Origin of the sequence: Bifidobacterium ruminantium DSM 6489, assembly GCF_000770925.1 — a bacterium.
Classification (GTDB): Bacteria; Actinomycetota; Actinomycetes; order Actinomycetales; family Bifidobacteriaceae; genus Bifidobacterium; species Bifidobacterium ruminantium.
Map to the genome: position 1 here is coordinate 1 of NZ_JDTK01000010.1, position 12,814 is coordinate 12,814.

A 12,814-nucleotide genomic window follows, 5' to 3' on the forward strand; every position below is an offset into this window, starting at 1 on the left:
TCCGGATCGCGATCTGGATGTCGAGCTCGCGCTCGGTCCGTCGTCTGGCCTCGATGCCGGCGTCCAGCCCGTCCAGACGGGCCTGCATCTCCGCAAGTCTCCGCTCCAGCGACGCCACCGCGTCCGCCAGGCCGGCCGCGTCCCGCGGGCCGGCGGCGGCCGGCGGCATGGCCGCCGGCGTAGAGGGCTCCACGCCGGTTTTCCCCTCCCCGGCCGTCGAGGGCTTCCTTCTGGGTGTTTGTGTCACGTGCGTCTCCTTGGATCCGGCGAGCATCTGCCGTTTCCAGTTTCCCGACGACGGACGCCTCCACGCCCAGTTCGGCGGCCGCCTCGCGTGATTTCAGCCGTCCGGACGCGACCGCGACCACCGCCTTCCGCTTCAGTTCCTCGGGAACCGGGCCGTGCCCCGGTTTGCGTTGGCCGGGCGCCAGCTCGTCGATCCACGCGGTGAGCAGCTCATGGCTTTTCGGATAGCCGAGCGCGCGCATGGTGCGTTTCAGACGCCTGCCGTGCCCGAGGTAATGGTCCACCACGACCCGTTTCTGCTCGTCCGTGTACCGCCGGTACCGTTTCCCGCGAGTGGACTGTCTTCCGGCGCGTTCCTCCTCGAGGCGTTCCCGGTACCACACCGGCAGCATCCCCCTGCTGGGATAGCCGAGCTCGTGTATCACGTCCGCGGCGCAGCGCTCGTATCTGACGTACAGGTCCACGGCCCTGTCGCGCTGCTCCTTGCTGTACTTCGCCATAAGGGGGTTCTCCTCCCGGTCGGGGAGTCCAAGAAAACGTCACCACCTCGTACTGTGGACGCCAACTTGCAGAAACACAATCCACACGACCGAACCGGTGAAATGCGTGCGGTCCGGATGCCTGCCCGCCGTGACGATGTCAGTCCACAACTGGCGGCATTGCGCCTCGCTCCACGAGTAACGCCGCTGGTAGACCGGCACCGTGAAACGCAACGATCCAGTGAACAGGTCCAACAGGACCTTCTTGCCGGCATCCATACGGACACTCCCCTCAACCTTGAGCTTTCCGATATTCCATTATCGCGCCATGCGAAACGGGATAGCACCTATTTCGGATGCATGCGCGTCGATGGCGAATCGTCCGGCTGTAATGCACCAAAACAAATATAATTCGTTTTTTGAATTGCTGGATGAGCTCTCCCTTCCATACTATGCAATGACGTCCCAGGAAGTTTGCGACGGGATATCAAGGGGATATGCTGTATGTGTTCTGGAGAGAATTGGAAGGAGAAAAATGCTCAAGAGAATCGTTGGTGCCATCATCACGCTGACCATGGTTGCCGGAGTATCCGCTTGCGGAACGCAGCAAAGCAATGAACCCAAATATGCTGACGATGAGGCTATGTCGGTGATTGCCAAAGGCCTGCAAAAGCGTTTCGATGTTCTGGATCAGCAAGAAAAAAATAAGGAGAAAGACAGCGCCAAGAACCTTAAGAAGGCGGTTCAGGCTGAAATCGATAACGACAAGGAACTGAAATCCAGCCAGTTCAAGAATTCCAAGATGCAGGAGGATGTTATCTCGTATCTCAACCTCGTCGACGATTCGATGGACGTGTTGGATAAGTATGGGTACGACACGGCTAAATACGACGAGCAGTGGAGCAAAGTTTACGACAAAAGGACTGCGCAGCTGAAAAAACTTGTCGACAAATACGGTCTGAAAGTGGATGCCGCTCACCAAGATGAATTCAAGGAACTTATCGCCAACGGCACCTCCGTCCAAAAAGAGAACGAGACGAAGGACGCCATTGAAGGATTGTTGAATAATGTGACCTTTGATAAATCAGATGACGGATATGGATATTACACATATTCCGCGGTGATTGAGAACACCACCAAATACTCATTTAAGAACGTCTCCCTCATCCTCGCGTTGTACGACGCTGATGGAGTCAAGGCAGAGGAAGCTTATGCCAGCACCAATTCCTGGGCTCCTGGCGAAAAAGTGAAGTTCGAGGCGAGCAGCGATGTCAATGCTGCACAGGTGAAGCCATCCTTCCAGTATTACGATGTGGACGAGTGATACCTCACAATTGAACTGACCTAGACTATGGGTGGTGTCATCCGACATAAAACGTTGGATGACACCGCCCGTTTATTTTGTCTACCTTAGGAAGAAATGATTCGTTTAAGAACATTTTCAGTCATTGATTTTTTTGAGTAATGATGCAATGTCTTTATCGCCTCTTGTCTGAAGGCGATGCGCCAGTTTGATAATGGACGTTTCTTTTGGGAAGGGCACGGCAGATGCCAATTGACTGAGTATTTGTAGATTTCAGGACCACTGATTATCCCCTTTTCAATTGCAGGGTCGTAACCTGTCTATCTTGTGTTCGAAGTCAATCTTTGAACAGGTGGGATTCCCCGAATGCGCACCTGAGCGACATATTTGGATGCCATGTCTTCAAAACAGCTGATTAGGATATTTCTTCGACAGGATTCGTGATTGCATCGTTATTTTTTAGGATTCTGCCGGTGCGAATAAGAAGTCCGAGGGCTTTTTCCAATGCGGCGCTGACTTCAACCGACTCATTCGGAATATCGAATACCTCAGCCGTTCTGTCGAAAAGGATCGACCGATTCGTCTGAGGCTGTCTGGCGGCTATCCGATGCATTACCAAGGCGATTTCCGGAATGCAGATTTGGTCGATGGTACGTCCGCGGACAATCCGGTATTCTCTATCCGATATGTCCAGGGGGAAAAGAAATCCTCCTCGGTAGGCGATCTTCGTTTTGGCGAAACGTATCGCCCAATATAGATAATCATCTATATTTTCCTTTGGGGCTCCATCATCGAGCATTGGCTTGAATAGCTGACTGCGGAGTAGCCCATATTGCAGAGGGAATTCTTCGCGGACAAGCTCGACCACATTCTCGACGACCCAATCTGCACGTGTCTGCGACGAATCTCTCATGGGAATCAAGCCGGAATCAATGGGATCGGTGAAAACGAACCCGTAGCCGGTCTCGTCGTCGTTTTGCATGCCGGCCGTTTCGGCAGCATCGTTTTCCGTGACCAATTCTGCCTGTTCCGGATCGGACTCGTCGATGGAATCGGATTCCGACACGTTGTCCGGTGAGTTTTCAACGACCTGCTCGCCCGGATGGTTTTTCTGAGTTGATACGGCCGTGTTTGAATGCAGGATATGTGGCAACGAGAGAAGGAATCGAGTCGGACTGTTGCCGTATCCGACGCATGCGCAGGTGCTTGTATCAAAATTCTCCTCGACCAGACCATTGTGCAGGAGCAGGGAATGGGCTATACCGAGATTCGCATCAAGCAGATGGTTTGAGCAATCCATGCCATACAGTGATTTCGACTCATCGAAAAGCACTGCCCTGCATGTGTCCGGATTGTGGTAATACAAGGCGTTCAGAACGGTCATGAGCTCCATGACGCTTATCTCGTTCGCCTGTTTGCCTCGGATGACGCTGAAGGGATATGCGGCGGAGGATGGAATGTAGAACCTGTCATCGGTTTGGATGATGGAATTCTCGCGCAGAAGCTTCGCGAGTTCCAGGCTAATGGTCCTATGCAGCCTTAAGAAACCGGAATTCATTTCTCCAGGCGCTTTCGACCATGCTGATTGGAGGATTTGCCTGCGGAGAAGCGAATCGTTGATTGGATATTCATGGCCTATCAATGTCCTCAGGGTCATGTTGACCCATTCCGACAGTTTTTCGACCGACGCATTCTCCGGATAATTAGTGATGGAGATGGGCTTCATTATATCCAAACCGTATTTTTCCAACACGATTAAACGGGATACCGGTTCCTCCAGTTCCAATGTCGGCTGCGTTTCCATATCCTCGATTCCCTTCATGTCTTCCAACGGCGGATTATCGACTCTGATACTCGACAAAACCGGTCGTCGAGCCTCTTCCGATAAGCAGAGCGCGATCAAGATGCGAGTTACGAGGCCTTGATTCGCAACTGGTTTCCGGCAACATGCAGCAGTGGTGGCACGCCCCGCCATATCCTCCCCTGTCACTGCCGATGCAGACAGGATCCTGCGGACACCAGCGCGCTTCCTCAATCGCCCTCCTCATGATTTCGCAAAGCGCCTCCGAATCCGCGAGATCCACCAGACCGCCCAATGTCCCCAAATGGTCGCTGTTCGCGGTGTAGATCAGGAACCCGTAATGCATCCCCTCCTCCACGTAGAGGCGTTCGCACAAGCTGGCCGTAGGATAACCGCAATGATGGGCTATCGCGGATAGGAAGATATGGGCGAACGTGTGCGCAAGCGCGTAGGTGCTCGCCTCTCTCCCACTGGTCTTCCGCCATTTCTCCACGGAGACCGGATTCATCACGAAAAGCAGTCCTTCGCCATTCGCCCGGTATGCGGGCAGCCAATCCTTCCGCCCGTTCCGGCTCCATAACAGGTTCTTGCCCTCCTGCGGCGAGAATCCCTTCCCGTCCTCGGTCTCGACGAGACGTTGGAATCCTCCGAGGACTCTTGTCTCCGACAGCCTGTCAATCCTCACGAGTCTGGAGAACATGCCTTTGCCGCCAAAAAGGTCCGGATCATCTGGAAATACCGCATCCTGGAAGTCGAGCAGTTCCCTTGCCGCCCTGCCTTGCGGCCTTGGGCCGGTGAGGACGTCCCATTCGTTACGTCTGACGGCGGTCTCGTCCCAGGATTCGTCCCAATCCGAAGGTTCGAGCGCCTCTTTGACATGCCGTTCGAAATCGTCGAGGGACATGTCTTCCAATTCGTCCAGGAATCTTTCGGCGCGCTCCTTGAGCAGTCCCGGTTCGGGGGAAAGCTCGAGCATGGATTTGCGGTCGATGAGCCAGTCCATGAGATCGTCCCGGAGCCCGTGTTTATTCGGGAGCCTCAGTACTGACAGGTTCTCCGGATAGTAGATCTGCGTGTTCGTCCTTTCGACGAGGGTCATGTCCTCCTTGCATTCCTCGGGTCTGGCATCAGCTTCCCATGCCCGTATGCCGTTGCATTTCTTCCGTATCGGATAGTTGGTAGGGCCGGAGGCTGCTCCGCAATCCAAGCATTTGCAGCCAAGCGGACCGTTCAGCGTGACTCTACGTATCGCGGCGTTGGAAGAGCACGGTTTGCCGTGATGCGCGATTTCCGCCCAGTCGATCTCCTCCAAATGCCCATTCGGACAGATCCAGAACATGTCGACCTGATTCCCATAAAATCCGCAGTTCGGATTTGGGCATTTAGCGTGGGGTGTATCGGTTTCCTTGGCCTTGAATATTCTAGAGCAGTTCCAATTAGAGCATATTTGGGAGAGCGGGAAACGGTAGACGGACACCGTCGGGGCCGTGTCTTCGCTCCAGCCGTTCCTTCGTGTCGGCATGACCACGAATCCATCGACTCCGCAGATGCCTTCCAGATAGGGTTCATGAATGTACAGCTTCTCAAGCGTCTCACGCCGTTCCTCTTCCGACCTGCAGTCCTCGCAGATGCTCGCGTCCCAATCGTCAAGGGACGCGACCACGGCCGTGATGCCGTTGCTCAGACGGACCACGCTACCGGGGCCGGAATAGGTGGCCAGAGCGCTTTTCTTCACCGGACTTGAGTATTTCGTCACCATGCTTCGTCTTCCCCGTCCTCGTGGTTCTGAATCGAATAGACGGGGCGCAGGCTCCTCACGGCAGGGCTGAACCCCGCGTCCCCTTCAACGGTTCTCATGCTTTGGAGGATATCCCAGTGGGCTTCGTCCCTGTGCTCGGCGGGCGCGTCATCCCCGTATCCGCGGAGGAACTGGCTGCCTCCATCACGAAGGATCCATTGGATGCCGTCGTCCGCGTGCTGGAGAGTATTCATCAGCTTCGAGTATTCCGTCTCGAGATTGGCCTGGAACCGTTCCAGTTCCTCGGAATCGTCTACGGTCGACGAGAACCAGCCCGATATCAGCCGTTTCGCATACCCGGCCTTTTCCTCGGCCTGTTCCTTGACATAGCCCGGCCAGCCGGCGCCAAGCGAGCGGATGAGCATGGTCAACGCGGTGGAGAGCCAGCGCCGCACCGCTTTCCCGGCCATGGGCGTCACGCTGGTCGCCTCGACGGCCACATAAAGACGATCATGGTTTTGGATGAATGACTCGAAGTAGGACTGGTCGCGCCGGTTTCCGCGGTTGTGCACCACAAGGATGATGGCTGGTGAGGTGGTGCGACGTCCCACTCGGCCGGTCACCTGGATGTACTGGCTAAAGTTCTTAGGCATGCCGACCACCGTCATCAGACCGAGCCTGTCGACGTCGAGTCCGACCTCGATCATCGATGTTGCGTAGCAGAGGTCCACGCAGTTCTTCGCGCTGTTGTCGACGCCGAGGAGGTTCAATGTCGCGCCGACGTTCTCGGTCGCGACCGCCGTTATCTCTTTTCTCATGCTCATGGACCGGGAAGCCAGGGTCTTCCCGTCTTTGGGCAGTCCGGAATCCAATCCGGTCCGGCGGCGCAGCGTCCTTAGATCCATACGCATTTTGGAATCGACACTCGACTCCAACCGCGCCAGCGTCCAACGGCTAGAGAAAAAGGCGACGTTCGTCCACCACGGATCATTAAGCATTCCTCTGTTGCGCATCACGCCGACAAGATATGCGATGACGGACATCGGATAACGCTGGTTATCTTCGGACGTGCCGATAGCCGGGGAGAAGCCGACGTATTCCTTGTACTCCGAGTCCTTCCCGATGGAAGCGAAGAAATTGTCCTTGCTGGACACGCCGGCCGGAGGCACGAGACAAGCTTCCCTGCCGTAAAGTCTGCGGATCTGGTTCTCGTAGTCGCGTGTCGTGGCGGTCGAGGCGACTACGTAGGGGCGTGTGCCGTCTTTCTCTTCGCATAATGATTCGAAAACCGATTCGAGTCCTCCGTAGATACTTCCGAGGGGCCCTTCGATGAGGTGGAGCTCGTCCTGGATGAACAGCGCTGGAGGATTGGTAACGCGTTTGACTTCGCCGTTTTTTCCTTTTGCCAGTCCGAATAGTCTCTCGGCATTGTCTGTGCGCCATGCGAGGCGCACGGTCTTGTCCACCGTCGCGACGATGAAGTCGGGGCATTTGGCATATATCTGGTCGTCGACGACATGGATCGGCAGGCCCTCCCCGGATGATTGCTCCAAGCCGAACGGGCATCGCCGATCCGGACAGAACGGCAACAGCGTCTGATTATCCAACATGTATCCTGACAGGTGGCTGCCATCGACCTGCCGGTCCATTTCGGCTCCGCACCATGGGCATTGCGTGGTCAGGAATCTGGATACGGGCATCCCCTTGGACAATGCGTTTTTGAGCACGGTAAGCGCCTGGTTCTCAGAGTTCGGAGTCACGGCGCCGCCGAGCCAAGCACCTATCGACACGGGAGCCAAGCCGAATTCTTCCTTATGGGCGCGTCGTATCAGTTCCAGCGCGCAGATCAGCGAGGACGCTCGTTGGAACTGTTGCGACGTCAGCAGGCGGAGCGTGTATCTCATAAGCACTTTGACGCCCTTGCATTGCCTTAGTCCCTTTTTCCGGAGAGTGAGACGTTCATGGAGGATGGCGAAAGCCGCCAGGCCGAAATACGCTTCGGTCTTGCCGCCACCGGTCGGCATCCATATCACGTCGGCTTCGGGCTTTCTTTCCAGTAATGACGGAATCGACGCCAGGAGGAAAGCCATCTGGAACGGCCTCCATCGCGCCTGTCCGGCCAGTTCCTTGATTTTCGGATAATATTTCGAATCCATGGCCCGTCGTTTCGACTGGACCGCCGCGCGCTGCAATGCCATCGCCTCGTTGGCCAGACCAAAGCAGAGACCGGCGTCTTCGTCGGAATTCACCAGTCTCCATCCCTGACGGATCCGCTCGAGGAAGTCCAGTTGTTTTCGGATTTGCCTGTCCGGATAATCAGAGTGGCCATCGATGCCCATGGAATCCGCGCGCATGGCTTGTTCGCCAATCCATGTCTCGTATTGTTCGACAAGCGCCGATACGGCTTCTTCCGCCTTCTTGTTCATCTGGGCGAAATCCATCATCTTGAAATCGACACCGACATCGCACATATCCGGTTTGAATACCTTGACGACGGGAAACGACTCGGTACGCACTTTCGTGTTTCCATCGTATTCCGTCGCGGCGCAGCCATGCCCGGCGACATAAACAGGGGAATCCGAATAGGAAAGAGACAGGTCGCTCCCATCCATCGCTCCAGGCAATGGCAGCAGCTCACGTAATCCGGAACAGACGAGACGACATTGGAACAGGCTTCGTTCGTTCGCCTTCTGGTTGCTGGACGCCGGGTCCGAACGATTCGCGGCCCACACCGTGCAATAGAGGGACTCCCCCACATGTCTGATTGATAGTCCGGCTTCTGCGCGGCAACCATCCTTTACCGGAATACCGAAAATCTGGTTTCCCCTACCGAGATCGGCTTCGACCGACCAGCGGATGGGTCTGCGGATCCAATACTGCGACACGTGCTCGTACCTGGCTGCGGAGAATTCCAATTCGATGACGGGAGGATTGAAATCCGGTATCCGGAATGTCACGCCGATCACTGCGTTCGATTCCGTATGCTCCTTGTCATGTTCCTCGTCGTCATCCCTGTCCGGGACGAAGTCGTTCTTCGATTTTCGGCGGGGTTTGGACTCGTCCCCGAAATCAAGCTCGTCTTGGCCGCCTTCCTCGTCGTCATCCTGCTCCTTTGATGTTTTCGAAGCATTCAGGATTCCGATCCTGTAGACCTTCAACGGAGGATCGCGAAGGATTTCCTCCCCGTCGGAGTCCAAAAGCGCTCCGATATCGCGTTTGCCGTCTTCCTTGAACGTTTCCAAGGCCGGAACCACTTTGGGAGTGTTCGTGTATCCCAACGATGCGGAATCGCCGGTGGCGAGGGGACCGACAAGATGTCTCCGTAGCCCTTCGACAAGCCATTGGCGGGATTCGACGGCTTCGTTTTCCTTCTCTCCTGCTTTCATCTTCTCCCTCATCTGTCCTGATGGTTCCAATACTCTCCGAGCAGGCGCCCGAGTTCCACCGCAAGTCCGCGTTCATCGTCTTCTACGCTCACATAGACCAGTTCCTCATCGTCGACTCCAAAATCAAAGATCTCCTGCTCGTACCCGTTTTCATCCGGTTCGGTTTCATTGTTGAAGTCGGAGCCGTTGTCCTGGTCTCCGGCCAACAGGCTGGAGTCGGCAATGACCTCGGGCATTTCATATCCGGGCCAGGGAGCGTACCTCTCGACCTCGAAGTCTCCGAACATACGGAAATGGAAGACATGCAATTCCTCACATGGAGGGGCGCTGATAAGCCAGCCCACGTATTTTGCCCTGTCGCCCTTATCGATTTTATGGAAGGCGAAGTATTCCGGGAGGGTGAAAAGCAGACCATATCTGTATAGGCTCGCTGTGCGGGCGGAAGCGTTATCACGCAGATATCGCGCGTACAGGGCATCCTGCTTGAGGTTCTCCTCCACCAGATCGATTTCATCCTGATTGCGGAGGATCAGGCAAGTATCATCGCCATCGCCCATGGCGATGGCACCGGAAACCGCCTCATAGCATGGGTTTCCGCAGGAAAAAAGATTATCCAGAGCTGTTTCAAGACGCTGACGCTCTTCGACGAACTCTCCGGCGAAAGCATCGTCCAACTGTTTTCGGGCATCGGACAAGCCCGGAATCGATCTGGCCGACAATGGGGTAAACGCGAGCATGTAAAGCGAATCGCTGATTTTCTTGAGATCATTTGACGCGCTGGCAGGCAAGGCGACTTGTCCTGTTTTGTATTCAAGTTTCCGGTACGCCTTGAAAGCCTCCGACAGTTCGTCCCAATCGTAAGGATGGTCATAAATGATCCGGTCGACATACAACTCGCGAATGGAATCGTCAAGAAGGTCATGGGCCGCTTCCCTATAGCCGTCGCTCACCATTCCTCCTCGAGAGTGTCTTCCTCAGTGTCCTCCTCATCGTAATCCGATACGACGGGTTGTGGTTCCACTTCCTTGACCAGCCACTGCAGACAGGGAATCGAAGAGACCAGGTCATCCTCTTGACTGACGAAATCATGGAATATCCCTTCAGTCTGCGACATCGTCGCGTCATAAGCCATATGGTCGTAAATCGATACAGCATGGTTCTCGTCCCTTGGAGACAAAGTCACCACGACAGGACTGTTTCCGAATGCGCCGTATCTCCTCACTCTTTCGTATTGGCTCCATCCATTGGCGACCACAAGACCTGCTTTGACCTGAGATGTCCAGGAATCGAGGGATCTTCCTGTGGTAATTAGGATAGGAGTGCGGAAACAGTCGTTCCTCAAATCGCAGGGGCCTCTGTCCACGGTGTCATTGAGGATCAGCGAGCCAAGCTCATCGAGTTTTCCGAAAGCATCAATGCTCAAAAGATCCTGTAGACATCTGAGAATGGAACCTACATTTCTCGTAACGACCACAATCGGCTTAAGACTGTATTTCATCCATTCGCCGCAGGGGTTCGTAGTGTTCAGCTCCCGATGAATCCTATCGCTCAATTTCTTTTTCAACGGTTGGGGATCCCTCTTGTTGATGATGAAATCATTTGGCAACGTCACAGCAGGCCACTTGGAAATAGGCACTTTGGAACCCGCCAAACGAATGTGCCCCTCATCGCCAGGGACCTCTGACGCTTTGAGATCGGCTAACCGGCCGTTCTGCACTGTTGCATACCATTTGTCGGGAATGAGAGCGTCACCATTATCCGACAGGCAAATCGCCTGCAGGGCGCCAACAACAATGGGCCAGAAAACCAGCGGAAGACGGTTTCTCGGGATGGAAGCCATCAGAAAAGCATGCAGACCGGCAGACGAATCCGCTACGCCGCATTCCGTAATCGCATTTCCGAAATCGACCAGGTCCGATAAAACGTCATCCATTAGAACATCTCCATGCAAGTCAGGCTTTTGTAAAGCTCCCAGTATCAGTCCCCTTTTCACTGAACTTCATTGTTCCATCCTCCTAGCTTTCCCACCAATACGAACCATGCTACCCCCTGCTGAACGACACAGCGGTAAATCGTCAACCGAAAAGACTCGTTTCGAAACTGTCGTTATCATCAAAGAAAACTGAAAGGCAGAAGAAGAAAGCAATCGGCCTAAACCACAGTCCGAATCACACGAACGCAAGAGCATGCCGTCGGATTCGAATTCATGAATCGGCTGCACAGACTATGCGAGCGGACAGAACGTTTTATAAGCGTGGTAGTGCACATGCCACCCGGGATCATCCCCGCACATGCGGGGAACACTACAGCAGCCGCGAAACCCAATACGTGCGATCGGGATCATCCCCGCGCATGCGGGGAACACCGCCTGATTGATTCTTCCCGCATCGGACTTTCGGGATCATCCCCGCGCATGCGGGGAACACCGCCAATCATCCCAAAATTCGATGTCCACGAAGGGATCATCCCCGCGCATGCGGGGGAACACCAGTGAGGTGGAATTCTGATGTTGGATTATCAGGGATCATCCCCGCGCATGCGGGGAACACTTGTGAGCTCTACGTAATACGGAATACCTCACAGGATCATCCCCGCGCATGCGGGGAACACTCGTTCAACACCTGGTCATAGTAAAGCGTGCCGGGATCATCCCCGCGCATGCGGGGAACACCCGCCCGCATCCTTCAGCCAGTTCACCGCACCGGGATCATCCCCGCGCATGCGGGGAACACCATAAGGTCATTGACGATTTCACGCCGGAGCAGGGATCATCCCCGCGCATGCGGGGAACACGCATTGAATGCGCAGGACATGAGCAGTAAGCAAGGATCATCCCCGCGCATGCGGGGAACACCTGGTCAGCATGTCAACTCCTTTTCTGTATCCGGGATCATCCCCGCGCATGCGGGGAACACTTGGTGACCTTCGCGGTCACGGTCAATCCGGTGGGATCATCCCCGCGCATGCGGGGAACACGCAATAGTGAGCCTGTACGCTGCGGGCAACGAGGGATCATCCCCGCGCATGCGGGGAACACTTGCCAGACGCATTGAGATTGTCAATCTCATGGGGATCATCCCCGCGCATGCGGGGAACACAGCCGGAACCGGAACCGAAACATGAGCCGGACGGGATCATCCCCGCGCATGCGGGGAACACCTAAGAGCTTCGGCAAGGCGGTAAGCGCGAAGGGGATCATCCCCGCGCATGCGGGGAACACTTATCCTCACTGCTGTCGTCCCAGTCTTCATAGGGATCATCCCCGCGCATGCGGGGAACACCCTCGTAGTACTTGTTTAGAGCGTGCGAGGTCGGGATCATCCCCGCGCATGCGGGGAACACTATGGCTGATGTCTTCGGGCTTAGTTTTGCCGGGGATCATCCCCGCGCATGCGGGGAACACAAATTCCGCCGCTCCAAAGGATTCTTCAGATCGGGATCATCCCCGCGCATGCGGGGAACACAGGCTCCACGGCATTGCCAAGGATTACTGCCGGGGATCATCCCCGCGCATGCGGGGAACACGGCGCGCAAGCCGAATACCTCATATGCAAGACGGGATCATCCCCGCGCATGCGGGGAACACCGAATTCCGCCATACTACTTGGCTCAAGTCGAGGGATCATCCCCGCGCATGCGGGGAACACCCCCGGTTATCCCACCGCCGCCTGTTGGGTCGGGGATCATCCCCGCGCATGCGGGGAACACAGAACGTCTACTTGGTTTCGTCTGTTTTTGCTGGGATCATCCCCGCGCATGCGGGGAACACTCCGAGAGACCGCCGACGGTCAGGAGGAGATACCGGGATCATCCCCGCGCATGCGGGGAACACTATCAAGCATCTTCGTCGCAATCATAACC

7 protein-coding genes, 1 pseudogene and 1 CRISPR repeat array (1 of these 9 cut by a window edge) are annotated in these 12,814 nt (G+C 55.5%); of the genes and pseudogenes, 1 reads left to right on the plus strand and 7 read right to left on the minus strand.

Annotation, left to right across the window (positions count from 1 at the left end; all coding sequences use genetic code 11):
• A pseudogene (locus OU26_RS10330) lies at window positions 1–247 on the minus strand (hypothetical protein); the annotation flags it as partial.
• A 538-nt stretch (window positions 248–785) separates the two neighbouring features.
• Window positions 786–1,004, minus strand: coding sequence for a DUF262 domain-containing protein (locus OU26_RS05260; protein WP_051593015.1), 219 nt, complete (start codon window positions 1,002–1,004; stop codon window positions 786–788).
• Between the two features lie 256 nt (window positions 1,005–1,260).
• Here OU26_RS05260 and OU26_RS05265 point away from each other — a divergent pair, with 256 nt between their 5' ends.
• Window positions 1,261–2,049: an FxLYD domain-containing protein gene (locus OU26_RS05265; RefSeq protein WP_026647219.1), complete on the plus strand. Its 789-nt coding sequence runs from the start codon at window positions 1,261–1,263 to the stop codon at window positions 2,047–2,049.
• A gap of 394 nt (window positions 2,050–2,443) precedes the next feature.
• Here OU26_RS05265 and OU26_RS05270 read toward each other — a convergent pair whose 3' ends face one another.
• The 5 genes from OU26_RS05270 to OU26_RS05290 are packed head-to-tail and all read right to left on the minus strand — an operon-like array spanning window position 2,444 to window position 10,886.
• On the minus strand, window positions 2,444–3,859 hold the full coding sequence (locus tag OU26_RS05270) for a hypothetical protein (protein WP_152571328.1): 1,416 nt from the start codon (window positions 3,857–3,859) through the stop codon (window positions 2,444–2,446).
• Window positions 3,860–3,866: 7 nt separating this feature from the next.
• Window positions 3,867–5,588, minus strand: a complete 1,722-nt coding sequence (locus tag OU26_RS05275) for a DUF1998 domain-containing protein (protein WP_026647217.1) — start codon at window positions 5,586–5,588, stop codon at window positions 3,867–3,869.
• Window positions 5,582–8,953, minus strand: a complete 3,372-nt coding sequence (locus OU26_RS05280; protein ID WP_160257600.1) for a helicase-related protein — start codon at window positions 8,951–8,953, stop codon at window positions 5,582–5,584. Before OU26_RS05280 ends, OU26_RS05275 begins: the two co-directional genes overlap by 7 nt.
• Before the next feature lie 8 nt (window positions 8,954–8,961).
• Window positions 8,962–9,906: a hypothetical protein gene (locus OU26_RS05285; protein ID WP_026647215.1), complete on the minus strand. Its 945-nt coding sequence runs from the start codon at window positions 9,904–9,906 to the stop codon at window positions 8,962–8,964.
• A complete protein-coding gene (locus OU26_RS05290) occupies window positions 9,900–10,886 on the minus strand; it encodes a hypothetical protein (protein ID WP_026647214.1) in 987 nt (328 codons plus the stop codon). The genes OU26_RS05285 and OU26_RS05290 overlap by 7 nt, the downstream gene beginning before the upstream one ends.
• 342 nt (window positions 10,887–11,228) lie before the next feature.
• Window positions 11,229–12,814: direct repeats of the CRISPR family, unit length 29 nt; unit sequence GGGATCATCCCCGCGCATGCGGGGAACAC; it runs 3,510 nt beyond the window's last position.

Excerpts from the sequence above, each read along its gene's own strand:
- OU26_RS05260 (WP_051593015.1), bottom strand. The coding sequence starts at position 1,004 with ATGGATGCCGGCAAGAAGGTCCTGTTGGACCTGTTCACTGGATCGTTG.
- OU26_RS05265 (WP_026647219.1), top strand. The coding sequence starts at position 1,261 with ATGCTCAAGAGAATCGTTGGTGCCATCATCACGCTGACCATGGTTGCC.
- OU26_RS05275 (WP_026647217.1), bottom strand. The coding sequence starts at position 5,588 with ATGGTGACGAAATACTCAAGTCCGGTGAAGAAAAGCGCTCTGGCCACC.
- OU26_RS05280 (WP_160257600.1), bottom strand. The coding sequence starts at position 8,953 with ATGAAAGCAGGAGAGAAGGAAAACGAAGCCGTCGAATCCCGCCAATGG.
- OU26_RS05285 (WP_026647215.1), bottom strand. The coding sequence starts at position 9,906 with ATGGTGAGCGACGGCTATAGGGAAGCGGCCCATGACCTTCTTGACGAT.
- OU26_RS05290 (WP_026647214.1), bottom strand. The coding sequence starts at position 10,886 with ATGGATGACGTTTTATCGGACCTGGTCGATTTCGGAAATGCGATTACG.